Origin of the sequence: Barnesiella sp. WM24 (assembly GCF_004570975.1) — a bacterium.
In the GTDB taxonomy this organism is placed as follows: Bacteria; Bacteroidota; Bacteroidia; order Bacteroidales; family Muribaculaceae; genus Muribaculum.
On the sequence record NZ_SPPC01000008.1, the window covers coordinates 94,664 to 116,863 of the forward strand.

At 49.7% G+C, this 22,200-nt stretch carries 21 protein-coding genes; 10 read left to right on the forward strand and 11 right to left on the reverse strand.

Features of this window, described 5'->3' with window-relative positions; all coding sequences use genetic code 11:
* Nucleotides 1-11 precede the first annotated feature (11 nt).
* From E4T81_RS09990 to E4T81_RS10000, 3 genes are all read left to right on the forward strand, one after another.
* A complete protein-coding gene (locus E4T81_RS09990) occupies nucleotides 12-305 on the forward strand; it encodes a PG0541 family transporter-associated protein (protein WP_135044107.1) in 294 nt (97 codons plus the stop codon).
* A gap of 42 nt (nucleotides 306-347) precedes the next feature.
* The gene (locus tag E4T81_RS09995; protein ID WP_135044109.1) at nucleotides 348-1,715 is read left to right on the forward strand and encodes a TrpB-like pyridoxal phosphate-dependent enzyme; all 1,368 of its coding nucleotides are present in this window, start codon (nucleotides 348-350) and stop codon (nucleotides 1,713-1,715) included.
* A 68-nt stretch (nucleotides 1,716-1,783) separates the two neighbouring features.
* Nucleotides 1,784-2,644: a CPBP family intramembrane glutamic endopeptidase gene (locus E4T81_RS10000; RefSeq protein WP_135044111.1), complete on the forward strand. Its 861-nt coding sequence runs from the start codon at nucleotides 1,784-1,786 to the stop codon at nucleotides 2,642-2,644.
* On the opposite strand, the gene lptB is transcribed toward E4T81_RS10000, so the two are convergent.
* A complete protein-coding gene (gene lptB / locus E4T81_RS10005) occupies nucleotides 2,616-3,353 on the reverse strand; it encodes an LPS export ABC transporter ATP-binding protein (protein ID WP_245207059.1) in 738 nt (245 codons plus the stop codon). The two genes, E4T81_RS10000 and lptB, sit on opposite strands and share 29 nt — an antisense overlap.
* 118 nt (nucleotides 3,354-3,471) lie before the next feature.
* Nucleotides 3,472-4,110 carry a uridine kinase gene (gene udk, locus E4T81_RS10010; protein WP_135044113.1) on the reverse strand — a complete coding sequence of 213 codons (639 nt, stop codon included), beginning with the start codon at nucleotides 4,108-4,110 and terminating at the stop codon, nucleotides 3,472-3,474.
* Between the two features lie 153 nt (nucleotides 4,111-4,263).
* Between udk and E4T81_RS10015 the strand changes: the two genes are divergently transcribed.
* Both E4T81_RS10015 and E4T81_RS10020 read left to right on the forward strand, forming a co-directional pair.
* Nucleotides 4,264-5,013, forward strand: a complete 750-nt coding sequence (locus E4T81_RS10015) for an ABC transporter permease (protein ID WP_135044115.1) — start codon at nucleotides 4,264-4,266, stop codon at nucleotides 5,011-5,013.
* Entirely contained in the window at nucleotides 5,010-5,786 is a 777-nt protein-coding gene (locus E4T81_RS10020) for an ABC transporter ATP-binding protein (protein ID WP_135044117.1), read from the forward strand. The genes E4T81_RS10015 and E4T81_RS10020 overlap by 4 nt, the downstream gene beginning before the upstream one ends.
* Nucleotides 5,787-5,873: 87 nt before the next feature.
* Here E4T81_RS10020 and rlmB read toward each other — a convergent pair whose 3' ends face one another.
* The 6 genes from rlmB to dnaN are packed head-to-tail and all read right to left on the reverse strand — an operon-like array spanning nucleotide 5,874 to nucleotide 12,378.
* The gene (gene rlmB, locus E4T81_RS10025) at nucleotides 5,874-6,629 is read right to left on the reverse strand and encodes a 23S rRNA (guanosine(2251)-2'-O)-methyltransferase RlmB (RefSeq protein WP_135044119.1); all 756 of its coding nucleotides are present in this window, start codon (nucleotides 6,627-6,629) and stop codon (nucleotides 5,874-5,876) included.
* A 26-nt stretch (nucleotides 6,630-6,655) separates the two neighbouring features.
* Complete coding sequence (gene recN, locus E4T81_RS10030; protein WP_135044121.1) at nucleotides 6,656-8,323, reverse strand: DNA repair protein RecN; 1,668 nt, start codon at nucleotides 8,321-8,323, stop codon at nucleotides 6,656-6,658.
* A gap of 15 nt (nucleotides 8,324-8,338) precedes the next feature.
* Entirely contained in the window at nucleotides 8,339-9,256 is a 918-nt protein-coding gene (locus E4T81_RS10035) for a DUF4835 family protein (RefSeq protein ID WP_135044123.1), read from the reverse strand.
* Entirely contained in the window at nucleotides 9,253-10,449 is a 1,197-nt protein-coding gene (gene coaBC / locus E4T81_RS10040; protein ID WP_135044125.1) for a bifunctional phosphopantothenoylcysteine decarboxylase/phosphopantothenate--cysteine ligase CoaBC, read from the reverse strand. The genes E4T81_RS10035 and coaBC overlap by 4 nt, the downstream gene beginning before the upstream one ends.
* Nucleotides 10,450-10,470: 21 nt before the next feature.
* Entirely contained in the window at nucleotides 10,471-11,232 is a 762-nt protein-coding gene (locus tag E4T81_RS10045) for a 3'-5' exonuclease (RefSeq protein ID WP_135044127.1), read from the reverse strand.
* 15 nt (nucleotides 11,233-11,247) lie between these two features.
* The gene (gene dnaN, locus E4T81_RS10050) at nucleotides 11,248-12,378 is read right to left on the reverse strand and encodes a DNA polymerase III subunit beta (RefSeq protein WP_135044129.1); all 1,131 of its coding nucleotides are present in this window, start codon (nucleotides 12,376-12,378) and stop codon (nucleotides 11,248-11,250) included.
* A 234-nt stretch (nucleotides 12,379-12,612) separates the two neighbouring features.
* Between dnaN and E4T81_RS10055 the strand changes: the two genes are divergently transcribed.
* From E4T81_RS10055 to E4T81_RS10075, 5 genes are all read left to right on the forward strand, one after another.
* A complete protein-coding gene (locus E4T81_RS10055) occupies nucleotides 12,613-13,392 on the forward strand; it encodes a patatin-like phospholipase family protein (RefSeq protein WP_167761838.1) in 780 nt (259 codons plus the stop codon).
* A gap of 17 nt (nucleotides 13,393-13,409) precedes the next feature.
* Nucleotides 13,410-15,161, forward strand: coding sequence for an alpha-amylase family glycosyl hydrolase (locus tag E4T81_RS10060; RefSeq protein ID WP_135044133.1), 1,752 nt, complete (start codon nucleotides 13,410-13,412; stop codon nucleotides 15,159-15,161).
* 38 nt (nucleotides 15,162-15,199) lie between these two features.
* Nucleotides 15,200-16,132 (forward strand): ribose-phosphate pyrophosphokinase, encoded by a 933-nt coding sequence (locus E4T81_RS10065; RefSeq protein WP_135044135.1) that lies wholly within the window; start codon nucleotides 15,200-15,202, stop codon nucleotides 16,130-16,132.
* 260 nt (nucleotides 16,133-16,392) lie between these two features.
* Nucleotides 16,393-17,922 carry a Do family serine endopeptidase gene (locus E4T81_RS10070; RefSeq protein ID WP_135044137.1) on the forward strand — a complete coding sequence of 510 codons (1,530 nt, stop codon included), beginning with the start codon at nucleotides 16,393-16,395 and terminating at the stop codon, nucleotides 17,920-17,922.
* A gap of 227 nt (nucleotides 17,923-18,149) precedes the next feature.
* Nucleotides 18,150-19,007 (forward strand): RNA polymerase sigma factor RpoD/SigA, encoded by an 858-nt coding sequence (locus tag E4T81_RS10075; RefSeq protein WP_135044139.1) that lies wholly within the window; start codon nucleotides 18,150-18,152, stop codon nucleotides 19,005-19,007.
* A 55-nt stretch (nucleotides 19,008-19,062) separates the two neighbouring features.
* Here E4T81_RS10075 and E4T81_RS10080 read toward each other — a convergent pair whose 3' ends face one another.
* Genes E4T81_RS10080 through hisS form a run of 3 tightly spaced genes read right to left on the reverse strand, consistent with a single transcriptional unit; the run spans nucleotide 19,063 to nucleotide 22,186 of the window.
* On the reverse strand, nucleotides 19,063-20,325 hold the full coding sequence (locus tag E4T81_RS10080) for a Y-family DNA polymerase (protein WP_135044141.1): 1,263 nt from the start codon (nucleotides 20,323-20,325) through the stop codon (nucleotides 19,063-19,065).
* A gap of 8 nt (nucleotides 20,326-20,333) precedes the next feature.
* Entirely contained in the window at nucleotides 20,334-20,789 is a 456-nt protein-coding gene (locus tag E4T81_RS10085; RefSeq protein ID WP_135044144.1) for a LexA family transcriptional regulator, read from the reverse strand.
* Nucleotides 20,790-20,821: 32 nt separating this feature from the next.
* Nucleotides 20,822-22,186: a histidine--tRNA ligase gene (gene hisS / locus E4T81_RS10090; protein WP_135044146.1), complete on the reverse strand. Its 1,365-nt coding sequence runs from the start codon at nucleotides 22,184-22,186 to the stop codon at nucleotides 20,822-20,824.
* Nucleotides 22,187-22,200: the final 14 nt, after the last annotated feature.

Here is a 22,200-nt window from a genome sequence, read left to right on the forward strand (position 1 = left end):
CAAACTGAGACATGCAAGCTATATTGATAACTTTTGACCAGGCATATTATGAACGTATAATAGATATGCTGCAGCGCAACAACTGCCGTGGATTCACGTCATGGCAGGAGGTGCAGGGCAGAGGGACATCGGACGGGGAGCCGCATTTCGGCTCCCACGCCTGGCCCTCTCTCGCTTCGGCGATTATTACTATTGTCGAGGATTCGCGCGTGGACATCATTCTTGACACACTGCATGAATGGGATCTTGCTACGCCAAAGCTCGGACTGAGAGCGTTTACATGGCGAATAGACAGGACAATATAATTATTATAAGTATATTAAAGTTACAGAAAAAGCATTACTATTATGATTACGGATTCAAAAAAGTTTATTTTGCAGGAGCGTGACATCCCCGAGGCATGGTACAATGTGCTGGCGGAGATGCCTGTAAAGCCTCGTCCGCTGCTTAATCCTGCCACCAAGGAACCGTTGAAAGCTGAAGACCTGTTTCCGCTTTTTACGGAGGAGGCGTCACGTCAGGAGTTTAACGACACGGATAAGTGGATAAGTATCCCGGAAGAAGTCAGGGATATGTACCGTATCTGGCGACCGACTCCGCTTGTACGTGCGAGAGGGCTTGAAAAGCTGCTTGACACTCCTGCCCACATATATTTTAAAAATGAGAGTGTAAGCCCTGTGGGCTCCCATAAACTGAATTCCGCGATACCTCAGGCTTATTACGCAAAGAAGCAGGGGGTGACCAATATCACTACCGAGACAGGCGCGGGACAATGGGGCGCGGCGCTGTCGCTTGCGGCAAGTCACTTCGGGCTTGACCTTGCGGTCTATATGGTAAAGGTGTCTTATCATCAGAAGCCTTACCGACGCTCGATTATGCAGACTTACGGCGCCGAGGTGATAGCCTCGCCGAGTATGTCGACTAAGGCAGGTCGAAAAATCATAACCGAGAATCCTCACTATCAGGGTTCGCTCGGCACTGCTATCTCCGAGGCTGTGGAGCTTGCAATGTCCACCCCGAATTGCAAATACACGCTTGGGTCTGTGCTTAACCACGTTGCATTGCATCAGACAGTGATAGGGCTTGAGGCAGAAAAGCAGATGGAGATGGCGGGAGAGTATCCTGACGTGGTTATCGGCTGCTTCGGTGGCGGAAGTAACTTTTCAGGTATAACATTCCCGTTTATGCGTCATAATTTTTCGGGCGACCGTTCAACCCGCTTTATTGCAGCGGAACCGTCGTCATGTCCCAAGCTTACTCGCGGAGTGATGCAATATGATTTCGGTGACGAGGCAGGCTACACGCCATTGATTCCGATGTACACGCTCGGTCATAATTTCGCCCCGGCAAATATCCATGCTGGTGGTCTCAGATACCATGGCGCGGGCGCTATCGTCAGCCAGCTTAAAGAGGATGGCTACATAGAGGCGGTGGATATACCGCAGCTTGAGACATTTGCCGCCGCAACACTTTTTGCCCAGTCGGAGGGCATTATCCCGGCGCCGGAAAGCTCCCATGCCATAGCGACTGCCATCCGAGAGGCAAAGAGGGCTAAGGAGGAAGGAACATCGCCGGTCATCCTTTTCAATCTTTCAGGTCATGGATTGATTGACATGGCGGCTTATGACTCTTACATCTCCGGCGACCTCCAGAATTACTTTGTGACTGATGAGGAAGTGAATGCCAATGTGGCTTCACTTGACAAAATAATCTGATTACGTAGAATAATTTAAGCAGGCAGGAGTGGGGCTACTCTCTCCTCCTGCTTTATTAATTGATAGATATGGAAAGAAAGTTGAGAGTGACACCGGGAAAAAGTCTGTTCTTGTTTGTGTGCTGGTGGGTTCTTGCCACGATACTGGGTTCATTGCTGATAAGCGTTATTGGCACAGCGACGCTTCCGAGACTGCGCTGTGCGATTGTCGTGCAGGATATATTTCTGTTTATTCTGCCTGTACTGCTTACGATGGTAATTGTGGCGGTAGCGCCACGCAGGCTTATGGGGATTGATGTCAGGATAAACCTGAAAATGATTGTTCTTATCACTCTTGCCGCTGTAGTCTCTGTCCCGGCAATGAACAACATAGTCTCCTGGAACGAGTCGATTCATCTGCCTCAGGCATGGAGCGGGCTTGAAAGTATCCTGCGTAACAGCGAGGACTCCGCAAAAGCTACGGTCGAGAGCATAATGGGTGGTTCTTCTGTGGGCGACCTCATCTTGTCGATTCTCATAATGGGTGTGCTTACCGGATTTGCCGAGGAGCTTTTCTTCCGTGGCGGCTTGCAGCCCCTTCTCGCTGCGGTGATGCGTAACCGTCATGCGGCAGTGTGGGCGGCGGCTTTCATTTTCAGTGCGGTACACCTGCAGTTTTTCGGTTTTTTCCCGCGCCTGCTGATGGGAGCCTTTTTCGGATACCTTGTCTTATGGAGCGGTTCGATATGGGCATCTGTTTTTGCCCACGCGCTTAACAACTCGCTTGTGGTGATTAATTTCTGGCTTGTCAACCGGGGCTCGGTCAGTGCCGATGTCAATACATTCGGCACCGGAGGCGGGGTCGGCGACGTGACAATCGCCATATTAAGCGCTGTGGCTACAGCTGCTGTGATATGGCTTATCAGTCGAACTTCTTGCGATAGAACATAAAGTCCCTGCCAAGATATTTCTCGCGCACAGTAGGGTTTTCGGCAAGTTCTTCCGAAGTGCCGTGAAATAGAATCTTGCCCTCAAAGAGGAGATAGGCGCGGTCGGTGATACGCAGCGTCTCCTGTGCGTTGTGGTCAGTGATAAGGATACCGATGTTTTTCTCTTTCAGGTGATACACCACCGACTGGATGTCTTCTACGGCGATAGGGTCGACTCCTGCAAATGGCTCGTCAAGCATTATGAACTTGGGGTTGATTGCAAGGCATCGTGCTATCTCTGTGCGGCGGCGTTCGCCACCCGACAACTGGTCGCCGAGGTTTTTGCGCACTTTCTGAAGTCGGAATTCCGAAATGAGGCTTTCAAGTTTGTCACGCTGATACTCCTTTGACGTATTTGTCATTTCCAGCACCGCCCTTATATTGTTTTCAACGCTGAGCTTGCGGAACACTGACGGCTCTTGCGCAAGATAGCCGATGCCGTTTTGCGCACGCTTGTATACAGGATATTTGGTGATATTGAGGTCGTTAAGATAAATCTCGCCTTCATTTGGGGTGATAAGCCCTACTGTCATGTAAAACGTGGTGGTCTTGCCCGCTCCGTTGGGACCGAGCAGCCCTACGATTTCACCCTGGGTCACATTGATGGACACGTGGTTGGCAACGGTGCGCTTGCCATATTTTTTGACAAGATTTTCAGTGCGGAGCACCATATTTCCCTCATGCAGGTTGCCTGAATCGGGATTATTGCCGTTGTCGAGTGTTTCCTCGCCCATGTTTTCCGGTAGCTCTCCCGGCTGCCGGTTATTCATTGTTTCTTCCATAAGTGAATCATTTTATAAGAGGATGCCAGTTTCCTGCAAGACTGAGACGGCTGGCGATGTAGTCTGTGAGGAGGTTGATTGCCACTTTATTGTTTCCTCCCTGAGGAATGATTAGGTCGGCGTGACGTTTTGACGGCTCGATATACTGTTGGTGCATGGGCTTCAGCACCCCCTCATAGCGGTCTATTACCATCTGCGGTGTCCTTCCGCGCTCGATGCAGTCGCGGGCTATCACGCGGATGAGGCGGTCGTCGGCATCGGCGTCGACAAATACTTTTATGTCCATTGCCTCGCGTAGTGCCGGCTGGGTGAGCACAAGGATGCCTTCCACGATTACCACATCGCGCGGCTCTATATGCACCGTCTCTTTCTGGCGCGTGCAGGTCAGATAGCTGTAAGTTGGCATCTCGATCGCTTCTCCCTTGCGGAGCATGTCAAGATGCTTTTCGAGGAGCTGCCATTCGATTGATGCCGGCTCGTCAAAGTTTATGTTGCATCGCAGCTCGGGCGGTATGTGGCTTGAGTCCTTGTAGTAGGAATCCTGCGGTATTACAGCCACTTCCCCTGCAGGAAGGCTGCTGATAATCTTGTTGACTACGGTTGTCTTACCGGAACCTGTGCCTCCGGCGATACCAATTACAAGCATTTTCGACAATGGTTTAAGAGTTTTATGACACACAAAGTAAATAAAAAATCCCTTACAACACAAGAAAAATCCTTAACTTTGCACCGATACAGATGTTACATTATTCCGGGGCGCTTTGTCGCGACGGTGTGACTTTAACGCAATATCGAGTATATGTTTATTGAATCATCATTAGAAACCTTCGGCAAATATTGCATATTCATGCACAGGGTATTTTCCCTTCCGCAGAAATGGCGCGTGTTCGGGCGCAAGTTTATACAGGAAATCGGCAAGCTTGGCATCGATTCGATACCTCTCACTATTGTCATCTCGATTTTTATCGGTGCGGTGATATGTATCCAGATGCAGATTAACATGACATCGCCGATTATGCCGGCTTACTCTACCGGTCTCGCGACGCGCGACATCCTTCTTCTTGAATTCAGCTCTGCTGTGTTGTGTCTTATCCTTTCGGGTAAGGTAGGGTCCAATATAGCCTCCGAGATAGGTACAATGCGTGTCACGGAGCAGATTGACGCCCTTGAGATTATGGGTATTAACTCGGCTCAGTTTCTTGTGCTGCCGAAGATTCTCGCGTTTATGGCGTTTATACCTGTACTCGTCATTTTTTCAATAGCCACAGGCCTGTTTGGCGGATGGATTATCGCGGCGTTCACCGACATGATTCCGGTGTCGCGCTATATATATGGTATACAGACGATGTTTATCGAGTGGTATGTGTGGTACACGATTATCAAGGCTCTTGTATTTTCGGTCATCATCACTTCTGTCGCGTCTTATTACGGTTATTACGTGAAGGGTGGCGCGCTTGATGTCGGCAAGGCATCGACCAATGCCGTAGTGGCAAGCTCGATTCTTATTCTGCTTTTTGACGTGATACTTACTAAACTCCTTTTGCAATGATTGAAGTCAAGGATATTGAGAAGTCGTTTGACGGAGTAAAGGTGCTCAAGGGTGTCTCCGCGACTTTTGAAACAGGGAAAACTAATCTTATAATCGGTCAGTCGGGATCGGGAAAGACTGTCATGATGAAGTCGCTTGTGGGACTTGTGCGTCCCGAAAAGGGGCAGATTTTATATGACGGTCGTGACTTGCTGTCAATGAATCGTGACGAGGTGCAGCATCTGCGCACAGAGATAGGCATGCTTTTCCAGGGGTCGGCTCTGTTTGACTCCGAGACTGTGCTTGGCAATGTCGAGTTTCCGCTTATGATGTACACTAAAATGTCATGGGCTGAACGCAGGGAGCGTGCGCGGTTCTGCCTTGAGCGTGTGGGGCTCAAAGGAGCCGATGATAAATATCCGAGCGAAATTTCAGGCGGTATGCAGAAGCGAGTGGCTATCGCACGTGCGATAGCGCTTAATCCGAAATATCTTTTCTGCGACGAGCCTAACTCAGGACTTGACCCCAAGACTTCTATTCTTATCGACGAATTGCTGAGTGACATTACCCATGAATATCAGATAACCACTGTCATAAACACCCATGACATGAACTCTGTGCTTGGCATAGGGGAGAATATCATATTTATTAATAAGGGTCATCGCGAGTGGGTAGGCAACAAGGATCTGATTTATCAGACTACAAACGAGGCGCTGAGTCACTTCGTGTTTGCAACCGACCTGTTCCAGAAAGTGAAAGAATACGTAATCAGCAACGAACATCCTGTGAAATAGAAAATGGTGCATCAAGTATTTTTAATCTGATGCACCATCTTGTTATGTCTATTGACGATCTGCTGTATTTTACTGTTAGGAGTATGGTCAGATTACTTCCATGTCGGCATTAAGGCGCTGGCGTACAACTTCATACATGATTACGCCTGCGGCTACTGACACGTTGAGTGAACCGATGTGTCCGAACTGCGGTATTGACACAAATGTGTCGCAAAGTTTCAATACCTCAGGTGAGATGCCTACATCTTCCGCTCCCATCACTATTGCGACAGGCACGGTGTAGTCGGCCTGAGTGTAATTGATGTCGACTTTCTCTGAGGCGGCTACTATGCGGTAACCGTTGTCTTTAAGAAATCTTACAGCTCCGGCTGTGTTGCGTTCGCGACACACCGGCAGATGATGAAGCGCTCCTGCCGATGTCTTGATTGCGTCGCCGCCCACTGACACACTTCCATGCTCAGGGATTACAATGGCGTCGACTCCGGCACACTCGCAGGTACGGGCTATCGCGCCAAAATTACGCACGTCGGTAATGCCGTCAAGCACTACGATAAAGGGTAACACGCCTTCTTCATATAGAGCCGGCACCAGATGGTCGAGGCGGTGGTAGGTGACAGCCGAGAGGATGGCTATTACGCCTTGATGGTTTTTACGCGTGATTTTATTCAGCTTTTCTACCGGGACACGCTGAGAAAGCAATTTATTGGCGCGAATCATGCCGAAAAGCTCCGATGCGAGTTCTCCGTTCAGGTCTTTTTTGATAAGAATCTTGTCTATGTCCTTGCCGGCTTCGATAGCCTCCATGACGGCACGTATGCCAAATATATAGTCGCTTGAATCCATATTGGTTATATTAGTAAATTGTTATTTTAATCTTGTTGCATGTTAAGCAGCGAACGGGCATTGGCTCTTGCCGCTTCATCTACGGTCGACCCGCTTAGCATCAGGGCAAGCTCGTCAACGCGGTCGGTCGCAGAGAGTTCGCGCAGGCGGGTGTGGGTGGCGTCGTCGTCATCCTCCTTGTAGACTTTGAAGTGGGCGTTGCCTTTAGCCGCTACCTGCGGCAGGTGGGTTATGGTTATCACCTGTATATTTCTTGAGATGTCTTTCATCATTACTCCCATGCGGTTTGCCACGTCGCCCGACACTCCTGTGTCAACTTCGTCAAAGATTATCGACGGCAGTTGCATCTTTGTGGCAATGATTGCTTTTATCGACAGCATGAGTCGGGATATTTCACCGCCTGAGGCTGTACCGCTTACAGGCATGAGCGGCTGATTTTTATTGAATGCAAATAAAAATTCAATCTTGTCCATGCCCGTCGGAGTCAGTTCGCCCGGAGTCACTTTTACCTGAGTGCGCAAGTTTTTCATTCCGAGAGGCATAGCCTGCTGCCTCAGTGTCTCCTCAAATCGAGCCGCCTCCTCGACGCGTCGTTGAGATAGCTCTGCCGCGAGCTGTTTTGCCGCGTTTTTTGCCCGTCGCGCCTCCTTTTCAAGCTCCTCGATTGTAAACGAGCTGTTTTCAAGCCGGTCAAGCTTTTCCCGCAGTTCCTCACGCAGGGCTATAAGCTCCGCCACGGTCGACACGCGGTGTTTCTGCTGTAGCGAATATATGGTGTTCAGGCGTGACTCGATAGCCTCAAGCTCTTCCGGGTCGGCTTGAAATTCCTGATCGTAGGCTGTGAGGGTCTCGGCGATGTCGCGCAGTTCGATGCGCACTGTCTCAAGCCTCTCTCCGATATTGTCGGAATCCTCCAGATAGCGGGTCAGTTCCTCGCAGTAGTCGCTTGTCTCGGCAAGTGATGCGAGAGCATTGTGTGTGCCCTCGGAGAGGGCGTCGAGGGCTCCGCTTATAGTGGTCTTTATGTCGGTTATGTTTGACAATATGTCGCGGTCATGCTCAAGCTGCTCTTGTTCACCGTCGGTAAGTCCGAGTTCGTCAAGCTGTTCAAGCTGGAAGCGCGTGAAATCCTCGTCGTTGCGGTTTTGCTCAAGCAATTTCTTTGTGTCGTGGAGGCGTTTGAGCGCATTGCGGTAAGACGCGTAGCGCCTGTGATATTCCGACAGCAGCTCCCCGTTGCCGGCAAGATTGTCGATTACCCTCAGCTGAAAGTCACCCGATGTGAGCAGTTGGTTCTGGTGTTGAGAATGTATGTCGACAAGCTGCATCGCCACGTGTGACAGAAGGTCAAGTGTCACGGGGGAGTCATTGATAAATGCACGTGACCTTCCCGCAGGAGCAATCTCGCGTCGCAATATGCAGAGCGTGTCGTCCCACTCGATGTCATTGTCAAGGCAATACTCTTTCAGCTTCGGATATTTGTTGACTTCAAACGATGCCTCGATTACCGACTTCTTGCCTGAATCTCTTACAGCTTTCAGGTCGGCCCTGCCGCCAAGAATCAGTGACAAAGCACCGAGCATTATTGACTTTCCGGCACCTGTCTCACCGGTGATGATATTGAACCCGTGGTGAAAGCTGATGTCGACAGTGTCGATAAGCGCGTAGTTGGATATGTGTAGTGACTTGAGCATTGCTTGAATTGTTAGTTATTTGTTGACTCCACGTTTTATCATGTCAAGGCGCTGCGTCTCCGTAGGATAAATCGAGTATAACAGCTCATAAACACGCTTGCGCTCCTCTTCGGGGGCTTTGGTATATATGTTGACGAGCTCATCGAGCTTCGCGTCCTTGAACATGGACACCCCGACAGCCATCGGCTGAGTCTCATAGACAGCCTTCACATAGTCAAGCGTCGACGTGATTTTGGCTCTCCCTTTGTCAGGGCTCATCGACATCTCGTCAAGTCCTGTGCGATGATATTCGTAAAGGAGACTGCGGAGTCCCGCTGTAGGCTGTTCGGTAAATGTGCCGAGCACAGCGTTACGGTTGCGGTTGTCCTCAAATGCTTTCCATCCGCTCTCGCCGGTTGACTGTGCCATCTGCACCACATTGCGGGCGAGCTGAAAGTAAGGGTCGCCGCCTTTGGGTGAAAAGGTGTCAAAGTCGATGCCAAGTATCAGGTAGACATAAAAGTTTATGATTGCGGTGAGGTTGCTTTCCATCGAGTTTTCTGAAAAGATGAGCGGCTCACCTTCCTGATATTCAAATTCGATTTTATTGTCTTTGAAATTCAGGAGCGTAGTAGTGTAGGAAGAGTTGTACACCGGACGTGACGACTGCACCTGCAGGTCGCCGCTCATTGCCGGCTCCTCGTAGCTCTTGATGGTGAAAAACATCTTGCACTCAATCTTCTCTGCCGGAGAAAACTGGGCATTTGTCCACTTGCGTGTGTTTACATAGTCGGCAATCGCGCTTTCGAGGGTCTTGAATATCGATGTATTGGTGCCCTGTACCTGCGAGTAGTCTACCGTCACCTGGCAGTTGAGCTCCTGGGCTGATAGCCCGGGCATCACGGCAGATGACAGCAAAAGCAATATGCCGGTTGTTAATGTGTGTAATCTCATAGGTTGATAATCGAGTCGATTATGTCGGCGGCTACCTCGCGCTTGCTTTTCAGGGCGAAGGCTGTCTCTTTGCCGTCGGCGGTGAAAATGGTGATTTTATTGGTGTCGGTGCCAAATCCGGCTCCTTTGTCGCGAAGCGAGTTTAGCACAATCATGTCAAGATTTTTGGACCGTAGCTTTTTCATGGCGTTGTCAAACTCGTGGTCGGTCTCCAGCGCAAAGCCTATGAGTTTCTGTCCGTCACGCTTTTTCTGTCCGAGCGCTTTTGCTATGTCGGGGTTCTTGACAAGATGGATGACAGGCGGCTCGCTATCTTCCCGCTTTATTTTGGACTCGGCACATTCTGCCGGCGCATAGTCAGCTACCGCCGCACACATCACCGCGCAGTCGACCGAAGGAAATTCTTCCTCACATGCCGCGAGCATCTCGCGCGCCGATTCCACTTTGACGACCTTTACCGACGGATGGCTCGGGGCTATGTCCACCGGACCGCTTACAATCACAACCTCGGCTCCACGGCTCGCCGCCTCATCGGCAATGGCATAGCCCATCTTCCCGGTGCTGTAGTTTCCGATAAATCTTACCGGATCGATTTTCTCGTAGGTAGGGCCAGCGGTAACAAGCAGGTTTTTGCCTTTCAGCTCGTCGCGCCGGCTGAAAAAGTCGTCAAGCACCTTGAAAATGTTTTCAGGCTCTTCCATTCTGCCTTTCCCGACGAGATGACTTGCAAGTTCGCCTGAGGCGGGCTCGATAATTGTGTTGCCGTAAGAGCGCAGCAGATTGAGATTGCGTGTGGTGGTCGGGTGGGCAAACATGTCAAGGTCCATTGCCGGGGCCACAAACACGGGCGCTTTTGCCGAGAGGTAAGTTGTGATGAGCATGTTGTCGGCGACGCCGTTTGCCATCTTGGCGATGGTCGATGCGGTTGCCGGCGCTATGACCATTGCATCGGCCCATAGCCCGAGGTCTACGTGACTGTGCCACTCGCCTGTATTGGCTGTGAAAAATTCACTTACCACAGGCTTGCCGCTCAGTGCCGACAGAGTGACCGGCGTTATGAACTCTTTGCCGGAAGGGGTCATCACAACCTGCACCTCCGCTCCCGCCTTGATGAAAAGGCGTAGCAGAGATGCTGATTTGTAAGCGGCTATTCCGCCTGATATTCCGAGTATGATATGTTTGCCTTTTAGCATTGTTGTCAGGTATTGTTGCTATTATCTTAAACGCATTCTGATGCGGGTTATTACCTTCTTTGTGTTTTCAGCAAACTCACCCTGCATCATCCAGCTGTAATATCCCGGGTCGGTGCGGAATACCTTTTCCACTTCCTCGCCTTTGTATTTGCCGAAGTTGAACACTTCTTTTCCCGCCTCGTTGAAGATGATGCGCCCCATCAGGTCGGCATTCTTGTTCATTGACGAAAATTCCGACAGGAAAGCTACATCATTTTTCAGTGTAGGGTAGCGGTCAAGCTGGGCTTTCAGCACCTCGTAAGTGGCACGGGTATCAGCGTTGGCTGAATGTGCCTCGGTGAGGTCCTTGCCGCAATAAAACTTGTAGGCTGCCACAAGTGTGCGCTGTTCCATCTTGTGAAATATATTTTGCACGTCGACAAATTTGTGACGGGCAAGGTCGATGGTGACTCCGGCGTGGGAAAATTCCTGAACCAGAAGCGGCACATCGAAGCGGTTGGAGTTGAATCCGGCTATGTCGCAGCCAAGAAATACCTGGGCAAGTTCCTTTGCCACCTGCTTGAATGTCGGGCAATCTTTCACATCCTCGTCAGTGATATGATGGATTGCTGTCGACTCCGGCGGTATCGGCATCCCGGGGTTTATGCGGAGTGTGCGTTCGATTTCCTCTCCTGAAGGCATAACCTTGATGTAGGAAATTTCTACAATCTTGTCGCGTAGCACGTTTGTGCCCGTGGTCTCAAGGTCAAAAAACACTATAGGGTTTCTGAGTGCAAGTTCCATTCTGAAGTGTGGATTTTAGAAGTCGGTAACAGTCATGGGCATGAGGAGCATCAGAAGCTCGTCGCCTTCTTTTTCATCGGAGGGAAGGAACACGCCCGGACGGCTCGGATCCGACAGCTTGATTACAAGGTCGTCGGTCGAGATTGTGCTTGAGATTTCAATAAGGTAGGGGGCGCTGAATCCGATTACCATCTCATTGCCGGTGAAGTCGCAGGCTACTTCCTCGCGTGCCGACGTGCAGAAGTTGTTGTCGGTGGCGCGGAGTGTCATCTTGTCGCTTTCAATCTTGAACTTGACAAGTCCGTGGCCCTGGTCTACAAATACGCCTACGCGACGCACCGCATTAAGGAACGAGTGACGGTCAACTGTGATGACATAAGGATTGTTTGCCGGAATAACACGGTTGTAGTCAGGAAACGAGCCCTTGATGAAGCGGCAGTTGAACTTGTAGGCGGCGCTCTCGAAAGTCACGCTCTTAGGCGCTACAGTCACCTTGATTTCGCTTTCCTTGGCAAATACATTCTTGATTACTGTCGCCGGCTTTACGGGGAGTATGAACGAGCCTTCAAATCCCGGCTCTCCTACTGAGTTGCGGTAACGCACGAGCTTGCGGGTGTCGGTGGCTACAAAAGTGATCGAGTCGGGCTTGATGTCCCATAGGATACCCATCATCTGCGGACGCAAGTCGTCGTTGCCTACGGCAAAGAGGGTATTGTCGATGCCTTTAAGTAACTGGTCGGCAGGGTAGGTGAACGTGAATACGCCTTCGGTTGCGTCAGTGTCCTCGTTTGCCGGATATTCGTTGCCGTTCAAGGCTATGAAAGAGTAATTACCGTTGCTGTATTTTATCTCCACCGACAGGTTGTCGTCGTTGATGATAAATTCCATGCCCTGGTCAGGCATCTCCTTCAGCAGGTCGACTATGCGGCGGGCATCTACACAAAACTTGCCTTCACCGTCGGCATCCATAACCTCAAGGCTTGCCACAAGCGTGTTCTCAAGGTCGGAGGCAGTGATTGTAAGGGTGTTGTCGTTTAGCTCAAACAGGAAGTTGTTGAGCACCGTCAAGGCGTTCTTGGAGTTAATTACTTTGCTGACAGCCGAAACGTAGCTGTATAGCGTCTTGCTGGAGACATTAAATTTCATGATTGCGTGATTTGGTTTTTCTTTTAACTTACAAAAATAGCAATTTATTCTCACTTATCACCAAAATTTGCCAATTAACTTCCCCGCTTTCGTCGGGAAACTCAAAATGGAAGTCAAAATCGGTCCGGCATCGAGTCGTAATTTTTGAGCGGCACGTGTTAAAAAAATGTCCGGGGTTTGTCTTTTGTCGGGAAAATGTTATAATTTTGTGATTTAATTGAAAGCATTTATATTTTGACAAAAAGAAAACCATATAAGCTTGGTGTTGCGTTAAGCGGAGGCGGAGCGCGTGGGTTTGCCCACGTAGGGGCCTTATATGCAATGGAAGAGCTTGGTGTAAAACCTGATATAATAGCCGGAGTGAGCGCCGGCTCTATCGCAGCGTCGCTTTACTGCTCCGGACTTTCTCCGCTTGACATAATGAAGCTGTTTTTCACCCAGAAGTTTTCTGATTTTGCCGAGATAAGTGTGCCTAAGGACGGCTTTTTCAAGATGAACGGCTTTAAGGCGTTTCTCAAGAAAAACCTTAAAGTCGACATGATGGAGCAGTGTCCTATCCCGCTTGTAATCTGTGCCACCGACCTTGACAATTGTGTCCCTGTCCAGTGGAGAGAGGGGCTTATAACCGAGAGAGTGATGGCGTCGTGTGCGATGCCTATCATCTTCAAGCCGGTCAAGATTGACGGGCGTCATTATGTCGACGGGGGAGTGTTACACAATCTGCCGTCGTGGGCGCTCAGGGATGAATGTGATTACCTGATAGGTGTTAATGTAAGCCCTGTTTCAAAGCAGAAGACTTACAGCGGTACAATAATGGATGTGGCTCTGCGCACCTATCATCTGATGGCGCGTACTAATGCTGTCGGTGACATGAACATGTGTGACCTTGTCGTGTCGACCGACTCGATTGCCGACCTGAGGGTGTTTAACATGAAAGAGAAGGAGCGTATGTTCAAGAGCGGCTACAAATCTGCAAAAGAGGCGCTCCTTAACAGTGGGATTGTGAAAAAGTAAGTGAATCTAAAATCAACATGATGAACAATGATAAGACAGTAATCTACCAGATGCTGCCGCGTCTGTTTGCCAACATGAACGACCATTGTGTGCCAAACGGGACAATACAGCAGAACGGCTCCGGTAAGATGAATGACATAACCTCGACTGTGTTGAGGAAGATAAAGGACATGGGCATAACCCATGTGTGGTATACAGGTATAATCGAACATTCCAATCAGACTGACTATTCACGTTATGGAATACGCCGCGACAATCCCTATGTGGTCAAAGGCAAGGCGGGCTCGCCCTATGCCATAAAGGACTATTATGACGTTGACCCTGACATCGCGGTGAATGTCAATGAGCGTATCGATGAATTTGAAGCTCTTGTCGACAGGACTCATGACAACGGCATGGGGGTGATAATCGACTTTGTGCCAAATCATGTGTCGCGGCAGTATCTTTCCGATGCCAAGCCCCGCGGGGTTGAAGACTTTGGAGTGGGTGACGACCGTAACCGCTTTTTTGAGCGCAACAATAACTTCTATTATATACCTCACCAGCTTTTTGCTCCCGGGATTGACCTTGGAGAGGGGAAGGATGCTTATGTGGAGTTTCCGGCAAAAGCGTCGGGCAACGACTGCTTTACCGCTTTCCCGTCGAAAAATGACTGGTATGAGACAGTAAAGCTGAATTATGGCGTGGACTACGGCGACGGCTCCCGTCATTTTTATCCGATACCGCGCACGTGGTTTCAGATGCTCGATATTTTGCTGTACTGGGCGGAGAAGGGCATAGACGGTTTCCGCTGCGACATGGCCCATATGGTGCCGGTAGAGTTCTGGCAGTGGGCGGTGACTAACGTGAAAGAGCGTTATCCCCATGTGATTTTCATCGCCGAGATTTATGATGTGGCTCTTTACCGCGATTTCATAACATACGGAAAATTTGATTACCTTTATGATAAGGTGAATCTGTATGACACGCTGCGCGGTATTCAATGTCACAATGTATCGGCGGCGCAGCTCACCAATTGCTGGCAGACGGTTGACGGCATAGGCGACAAAATGCTTAATTTCCTTGAAAATCATGACGAGCAAAGATTTGGGTCAAAGTATTATGCCGGCGATCCGTCGCTCGTGATACCGTCGCTCGTGATCAGTGCTTTTTTCAGTACCGGCCCAATGATGATATATGCAGGTCAGGAACTTGGCGAACAGGCTCTCGATGCTGAGGGCTTCAGCGGATATGATGGACGCACCACAATATTTGATTACTGGAGCATCCCTACTGTGAGGCGATGGTTTAACGGCGGGAAGTGTAATGACGACCTGCTCACCGGCAATGAACGCTGGCTGCGTGACAAGTATCGCACGATTCTGCGAATGTGTAACACGGAAAAGGCTATCTCGGCGGGAAGATTTTTTGACCTGATGTATGTCAACTACGACAATCCTACACTTAATCCTCACCGTCAGTATGTGTTCCTGCGCAGTTATGCCGATGAGACACTCGTTGTTGCTGTCAATTTCAGCGGCGAGCCGTGTAATCTGCACATCAACATTCCAGGTCATGCATTTGATGTGCTCAGCCTTCCGAAAGGTGACTGTGTGGCTACAGAGCTGCTGTCCAAGGATATGATGAGGAAAACGCTTTCTCCCGACAGCCCGTTTGTGACTGAAGTCGGTCCGAATGATGCAGTCGTGTGGAAGATAAAGCATAAAAATGTGCTTCCTCAAGATAAAAAATCGCTTCCCGATAGGCGGAATAATGCTAAAAAGCGATAACTTTGCACAAAATTTCAAAAACTAAAATTTCTTGCTTAATGTTACCTCCATTTAAGGTCTTTGCCGGAACAAAGTCACAGTATATGGCAGAAGAGATTTGTAAGGATCTCGGTGTCGAACTTGGCAAAATGAATATACAGCATTTTGCCGATGGTGAGTTTGAAGTCTCTTTTGAAGAGTCTATTCGCGGTTGCGAGGTGTATCTTGTACAGTCTACCTTCCCCAACAGCGATAATCTTATGGAGCTTCTTCTCATGATTGATGCAGCAAAACGTGCATCGGCTGCGTCGATAATCGCAGTGATGCCTTATTTCGGCTGGGCTCGCCAGGACCGAAAGGATAAGCCGCGTGTGTCAATCGCTGCAAAGCTTGTCGCCGATCTTCTTAGCGCAGCGGGAGTCGACCGTGTGATCGCCATGGATCTTCATGCCGACCAGATTCAGGGCTTCTTTAATGTGCCTGTCGACCACCTTTACGCATCATCGGTGTTTATCCCCTATATCGAGTCGCTCCATCTTGATGACATGGTGATTGCGACACCCGACGTGGGCGGTGCGAAGCGTGCCAACAACTACGCCAAGTATTTTGATGTGCCTCTGGTATTGTGCCACAAGCAGAGAGCAAAGGCTAATGTCGTTGCCTCGATGACTCTTATCGGCGATGTGAAAGACAAGAATGTAATCCTTATCGATGACATGGTTGATACAGCCGGTACAATCACCAAGGCTGCCGACCTTATGATAGAGAAGGGCGCAAAGAGCGTAAGGGCACTTTGCTCTCATGCGATAATGAGCGATCCTGCAAGCGACCGCGTTAATGAAAGCGGCATTGTGGAGATGATGTTTACCAACAGCATTCCCTACAAGGGCAACTGCAAGAAATGTACTATCCTTTCCGTGGCGCGTCTGTTTGCCGACACTATACGCCGTGTCCACGAAAATCAGTCAATCTCTTCGCAGTATCTGATTTAGAATCATTCTTCAACAAACTATATTAACGGCGTTCCGTCATTGAATAATGAACGGGACGCCTGTTTGTTTTAACTAATTTCACATATTTATTGTCAATTTCACTTAATAATCAGGGGTCTAATATTAAATAGATTTAAGTCGGGCTTTTTTATGATACACCGATTAAAATAATGCGTTATTTTTGCGTCATAGAGTAGAAGAGTTAAAATTTAACAGTGGAAATTTAAAAATTTAACAATTAACTTACCAATCTTCATATTATGAATTTGTATAGCAAAATCGCATTAATGGCTTGTGGAGTGGCTATGGTGAGCTCCGCCATGACGGTTGTAGCCGTCAACACTTTTTCTGACAAGCACGATTCTTCAGCCGTTTTGGCGACAAGTGGGACCCTCGACAGTGGAGGCCGGCTTTATACTGTGGCTCATGGGGTGACGCCGCCTACCGATTTCACCCATGCGGCTGAAAGCACCATCAACGGAGTGGTGAGTATAAAGAGTTATGCCACTCCGCGTGGCGGATATGGCAACGGCTACCAGTCTTCGCCGTTTGACATGTTTGATTTTTTCTTCGGCTCACCCGGAGGGCGTCGTCAGCAGCAGCCGGAGCAGAAAGGGAAGTCAGAGCAGCAGCTGGGACTCGGCTCCGGTGTGATAATCAGCAAGGACGGATATATCGTCACTAACAATCACGTGATTGACGGCGCGGAACGTCTTGAGATAACCCTGAACGATAACCGCACATTCAATGCCAAAGTAATAGGCACCGACCCGTCGACCGACGTGGCTCTTATAAAAATAGAGGCAGAAGACCTTCCGGTCATTCCTATCGGCGACAGCGATGCGCTGAAGGTAGGGGAGTGGGTGCTCGCGGTAGGCAATCCTTTCGGATTCACCTCGACTGTGACCACCGGCATTGTAAGCGCAAAGGCACGAAGCATATCAAGCGCCACCAACGGGCGTGCGATGGGCATCGAGAGCTATATCCAGACTGATGCAGCCGTAAATCCCGGCAACTCGGGCGGCGCGCTGGTAAACATCAACGGTGAGCTCATCGGTATAAATACCGCCATTTATTCACAGACAGGAAACTATGCCGGCTATTCATTCGCGATTCCGACATCTATCGTGACAAAAATCGTGACTGACATTAAACAGTATGGTGCCGTGCAAAGGGCAGTCCTCGGAGTGATGTTCCAAGAGCTTACCCCGCAGCTCGTCAAGGAGAAAGGCATTACGGCTGTAAATGACGGTATACTTGTCATGGAGCTGGTTGAACGTGGCGCCGCAATGGAAGCGGGTATACAGGTCGATGACGTAATTGTGGGTATCGGTGACAATCAGGTTCACAACTCCGCGCAGATGCAGGAGGCTATCAACAAGTATCGTCCCGGTGACAAGATTAAGGTGAAATACATACGTGACAACAAGGCATACACAACTGAGGTGACGCTGCGCAACAGCCAGGGCGACACTAAGGTGACGAAGGCCAAGGACGTGACTTCGCTTGGATGTGCGTTCAAGTCGCTTACAAAGGAGCAGTTGAAAGAGCATCGGTTGACTGCCGGAGTGCAGGTTAGCGGTCTGCGCGACGGTAAGTTCAAGGAAGCCGGCATTAAAGACGGATTTATAATCCTTGACATCAACAATGCCCGCGTGAAGAGCCAGGATGACGTTGAAAAGATATATGAGGCTATCATGAAGAGTAATGACAGCGACAAGGTGATGTTTATCACAGGTATATATCCTACCGGTCGTAAAGTATATTATGCAGTTGATCTCTCTGACTGATCAGCTCTGTAAGGATTGATAAAACCGGGCGTCCCGTCACTTGTTGACAGGGATGCCCGATTTGTTTAATGGAGTATATTTAATCTTGAAAAAGCATAATGTGGCAATTATTTGACATGTAAATACGTTGTATTATCATAATATCATATAAAAAACATGGCTGCGAAGATGCAGGGTTTGAATAAAATTTTGTACCTTTGTATGTTTAAAATCTTGTGTAATAACAGATGAGACAATTAAAAATTACAAAGTCAATCACCAATCGAGAGAGTGCATCGCTCGATAAATATCTGCAAGAGATTGGTCGTGAGGATCTTATCACTGTGGAAGAGGAGGTAGAGCTTGCCCAGCGTATAAGGCAGGGCGACCAGGTGGCTCTTGAAAAACTGACTCGCGCCAATTTGCGTTTTGTCGTTTCTGTGGCAAAACAGTACCAGAATCAGGGTCTTTCACTCCCTGACCTGATTAATGAAGGTAACCTTGGACTTATCAAGGCGGCGCAGAAGTTTGACGAGACACGTGGTTTCAAGTTCATTTCTTATGCCGTGTGGTGGATTCGCCAGTCTATTCTTCAGGCTCTTGCAGAGCAGTCACGTATTGTGCGCCTCCCGTTGAATCAGGTAGGCTCGCTCAATAAGATAGGAAAGGCTCTGTCCAAGTTTGAGCAGGAAAATGAGCGTCGCCCGTCGGCCGAGGAGCTTGCCGATGCACTTGATGTGCCGGTTGAAAAGATTGCCGACACATTGAAGGTGCAGGGACGTCACATTTCTGTCGACGCTCCTTTTGTCGAGGGAGAGGACAACAGTCTTCTTGACGTGCTTACCAACGATGACTCTCCAATGGCTGATGCCACTCTTACCCAGGAGTCGCTCTCAAAAGAGGTTGAGCGCGCGCTTCGTCAGCTTCATGAGCGCGAGCGCGAGATTTTGAAGATGTTCTTCGGCATAGGTTGCCAAGAGATGACTCTGGAAGAGATTGGTGCTAAATTTGACTTGACCCGAGAGCGTGTACGCCAGATTAAGGAAAAGGCGATACGTCGGCTTAAAGGGCAAAAGAGCAAATTGCTCAAGACATATCTGGGTTGATTTTATTTCCCGGTTTATTTTACCGCGGGGCTGCTTGCAGTCTCGCGGCTTTTTTTTATCGGTGGCAGTTGATTTCTATAATGTCGCTCATGCGTTGAGTGTACAGGCGTGAGACCCGTTCATGTCGAGTACATGACGAGATGTCGGGCGATGAGGCGAGGTGTATGCGTTCTACGCCGCCACCGTTTATGCTGTCGATTGTCGCCATCAGTTTTGCCCGTCGCTCTTTTTCTTCGCGGTCTTCAAAGAGGGTGGGCTGTAGATGTTCGCGATCGACTATCCGCGTGGCTGTCACGCCTGCGCGCTTATATCCGTAGCCGGGGCGGAATATAGCTTTCAGTGCCGCTTTTGCTTCCTTGCATATGCTTATCGAGTCATCTGTAGCTTCCTGCAGTGTCCGTTGCGCGCAGTTGGAGTATTGCGGATGGTCAGTGCGGTGGCGGTTTGTGGCGATGAACACAGTCAGTTCGTCACAGAAAAGACCCTTTCGTCGCAGGCGTTCACCGACATTGGCGGCAAAGCGGGTCACCGCATCCTCCAGGTCGCGGTATTCGTAGAAGTCGGTGGCAAATGTGCGTGATATGGTAAGGGTCTTTTGTGCCGGACGCTCAGTGTCGGTCTCAATGCATCTGTTTCCGTTTAGCTCGCTCCATGTGCGCTGAAGCATTATATTGTAGCGCGATGTCACAGTCTCTTCAGGCATTTCGGCAAACTGCAGGGCATTGACTATCCCTGCTTCTCCAAGACGCCTGGCAATGCGTGGTCCGATTCCCCACACATCTCCTATAGCCGTCATGGACAGCGCTTTCCGCGCCTTTTCTTCTGTGTCTATGACACATGCACCCTTATAGCCCGGATATTTCTTTGCAAACCGTGCGGCGACTTTGGCGAGGGTGCGGTTGGGCGCGATGCCTACCGATACGGGGATACCTATATCGCGTTTTACTTTCTTTACGAGCGTTCTGCCATATTCCGCCAGATTTTCTTCAATGCTGTCAAGGCTTATGAAAGCTTCGTCGACTGATGATATCTCGATGTCGTCGGCTATGGAATTAAGCGTTGCCATCACCCGTCGTGACATGTCGCCGTAAAGGCGGTGGTTGCCGGAAAATGACACTATGTCGTTGGCTTGCACGATGTCGCGTATCTTGAACAGGGGCACACCGCGTTTAATCCCGAGCGCTTTTGCCTCGTTGGACATCGCCACTACACATCCGTCATTGTTGCTGAGGACAATGACCGGACGCGAACGCAGCTCGGGACGGAAAACGCGCTCACACGATACGAAGAAATTATTGCAGTCTACGAGTCCGATCATCGCGGCGGCTATCTCCTTCTCCTGTTTTTCTTGATGGTGTGGGTGACTATGCCCCACACAGTGAAATCATCATCTTCTTTTACCTCGATAGGGCGGTAGTGGCGGTTGGACGGCATGAGAAGTATGCGGTGACGCTCCACTTTCAGGCGTTTTACGGTAAATTCACCGTCTATGCAACACACCGCGAGGTCGCCGTTGAGCGGTTCAAGCGAGCGGTCGATGACAAGAATGTCACCGTCATCGATACCTTCCTCTATCATGGAGTCGCCGGCTACACGCCCATAGAAAGTTGAGGCGGGATGACTTACTATCTCGCTGTTGAGGTCAATGGACTCGTTAAGACGGTCTTGTGCCGGCGATGGAAATCCGGCTTTGATTCCACCGTCGGCATATGGCAGTCTTAATGTCGAGCCTGTGTCGATTTTATATATGTGTAGGTCACAGTTCTGCTGACTGTCGGTCATCAGATTTTTCTCCTTGTTGTGTATTGTTTCTGTTACTGTTTCAGTCGGTTTACAAGTCCTTCGATGTCGAGTGTCTCCTGTTCACCTGAGGTCATGTCTTTAAGGGTCACTTTGTTTTCGGCAAGCTCGGTCTCTCCGATGATGGCGACAAATGGTATGGCAAGGGCGTTGGCATATGCCATCTGCTTCTTCATTTTGCTGCAATCGGGATATATCTCGGCTGTGATGCCGTTGGCTCTCAGTTGCTTGATGACCTTCATTGAGGCGATGGTCTCCTGCTCGCCGAAGTTTGTGAAGATGACCGTAGTTGCCGCCGAGGCGTTTTCGGGATAGAGGTCAAGAGCGTTGAGCACGTCATAGATGCGGTCGGCGCCAAATGATATGCCGACGCCTGAAACTCCCGGCAGGCCGAATACTCCGGTAAGGTTGTCGTAGCGGCCTCCGCCGGTGATTGACCCTATCTGTACATCTTTTGCCTTCACCTCGATTATTGTTCCGGTGTAGTAGTTTAGTCCGCGGGCAAGCGATACGTCGAGGTCAAGCTCTGCATTAAGTCCGAGTTTCATAGTCTCGTTTACGACATAGCGCAATTCCTCGACACCCTTTTTGCCTGTCTCGGAAGAGGCAAGTATCTCGTCAAGTTTGGCAAGGCGCTCTTCGAGCGTGCCGTCGATGGCAAGTATCGGCTGCAGCGACTCGATTGCCGCTTCGTCCAGCCCGCGTTCGCGTAGCTCTGCGTTTACGTTTTCAATGCCGATTTTGTCAATCTTGTCTATTGCCACCGTGATGTCTACGATTTTTTCAGGCGCACCGATAAGCTCTGCTATCCCGGCAAGCACCTTGCGGTTGTTGAGCTTTATGGCGATGTTGATTTTCAGGCGGCTGAACACCTCGTCGATAAGCTGCAGAAGCTCGACCTCGTTGATGAGCGAGTCGGAGCCTACTATGTCGGCGTCACACTGGTAAAATTCGCGGTATCTGCCTTTCTGCGGACGGTCAGCACGCCACACAGGCTGTATCTGGAAGCGCTTGAAAGGAAATTGCAAGTCGGCGCGGTGCTGCACTACGTAACGGGCAAATGGCACAGTCAGGTCGTAGCGCAACCCTTTTTCTGAAAGCTGAGAAGTGAGTTTGCCCGATGCCTCGCCTTCAAGAAGCGAGCGGTCGACGCCGCGAAGGTAGTCGCCGGAGTTGAGAATCTTGAAAAGCAGTTTGTCGCCCTCTTCGCCATATTTTCCCATCAGGGTCGACAGGTTTTCCATAGAGGGTGTCTCTATCTGCTTGAAGCCAAATAGATGAAACACTTCACGGATAGTATCAAATATATAGTTGCGGCGAGCCATCTCGACAGGAGAGAAGTCGCGCGTGCCTTTTGGAATCGACGGTTTCTGTGCCATAATTATTGCAAGTA

What these genes read in the sequence shown, in the direction of transcription:
- E4T81_RS09990 (WP_135044107.1), top strand. Translation starts at nt 12, where the DNA reads ATGCAAGCTATATTGATAACTTTTGACCAGGCATATTATGAACGTATA.
- E4T81_RS09995 (WP_135044109.1), top strand. Translation starts at nt 348, where the DNA reads ATGATTACGGATTCAAAAAAGTTTATTTTGCAGGAGCGTGACATCCCC.
- E4T81_RS10000 (WP_135044111.1), top strand. Translation starts at nt 1,784, where the DNA reads ATGGAAAGAAAGTTGAGAGTGACACCGGGAAAAAGTCTGTTCTTGTTT.
- lptB (WP_245207059.1), bottom strand. Translation starts at nt 3,353, where the DNA reads ATGGTGCTCCGCACTGAAAATCTTGTCAAAAAATATGGCAAGCGCACC.
- udk (WP_135044113.1), bottom strand. Translation starts at nt 4,110, where the DNA reads ATGCTTGTAATTGGTATCGCCGGAGGCACAGGTTCCGGTAAGACAACC.
- E4T81_RS10015 (WP_135044115.1), top strand. Translation starts at nt 4,264, where the DNA reads ATGTTTATTGAATCATCATTAGAAACCTTCGGCAAATATTGCATATTC.
- E4T81_RS10020 (WP_135044117.1), top strand. Translation starts at nt 5,010, where the DNA reads ATGATTGAAGTCAAGGATATTGAGAAGTCGTTTGACGGAGTAAAGGTG.
- rlmB (WP_135044119.1), bottom strand. Translation starts at nt 6,629, where the DNA reads ATGGATTCAAGCGACTATATATTTGGCATACGTGCCGTCATGGAGGCT.
- recN (WP_135044121.1), bottom strand. Translation starts at nt 8,323, where the DNA reads ATGCTCAAGTCACTACACATATCCAACTACGCGCTTATCGACACTGTC.
- E4T81_RS10035 (WP_135044123.1), bottom strand. Translation starts at nt 9,256, where the DNA reads ATGAGATTACACACATTAACAACCGGCATATTGCTTTTGCTGTCATCT.
- coaBC (WP_135044125.1), bottom strand. Translation starts at nt 10,449, where the DNA reads ATGCTAAAAGGCAAACATATCATACTCGGAATATCAGGCGGAATAGCC.
- E4T81_RS10045 (WP_135044127.1), bottom strand. Translation starts at nt 11,232, where the DNA reads ATGGAACTTGCACTCAGAAACCCTATAGTGTTTTTTGACCTTGAGACC.
- dnaN (WP_135044129.1), bottom strand. Translation starts at nt 12,378, where the DNA reads ATGAAATTTAATGTCTCCAGCAAGACGCTATACAGCTACGTTTCGGCT.
- E4T81_RS10060 (WP_135044133.1), top strand. Translation starts at nt 13,410, where the DNA reads ATGATGAACAATGATAAGACAGTAATCTACCAGATGCTGCCGCGTCTG.
- E4T81_RS10065 (WP_135044135.1), top strand. Translation starts at nt 15,200, where the DNA reads ATGTTACCTCCATTTAAGGTCTTTGCCGGAACAAAGTCACAGTATATG.
- E4T81_RS10070 (WP_135044137.1), top strand. Translation starts at nt 16,393, where the DNA reads ATGAATTTGTATAGCAAAATCGCATTAATGGCTTGTGGAGTGGCTATG.
- E4T81_RS10075 (WP_135044139.1), top strand. Translation starts at nt 18,150, where the DNA reads ATGAGACAATTAAAAATTACAAAGTCAATCACCAATCGAGAGAGTGCA.
- E4T81_RS10080 (WP_135044141.1), bottom strand. Translation starts at nt 20,325, where the DNA reads ATGATCGGACTCGTAGACTGCAATAATTTCTTCGTATCGTGTGAGCGC.
- E4T81_RS10085 (WP_135044144.1), bottom strand. Translation starts at nt 20,789, where the DNA reads ATGACCGACAGTCAGCAGAACTGTGACCTACACATATATAAAATCGAC.
- hisS (WP_135044146.1), bottom strand. Translation starts at nt 22,186, where the DNA reads ATGGCACAGAAACCGTCGATTCCAAAAGGCACGCGCGACTTCTCTCCT.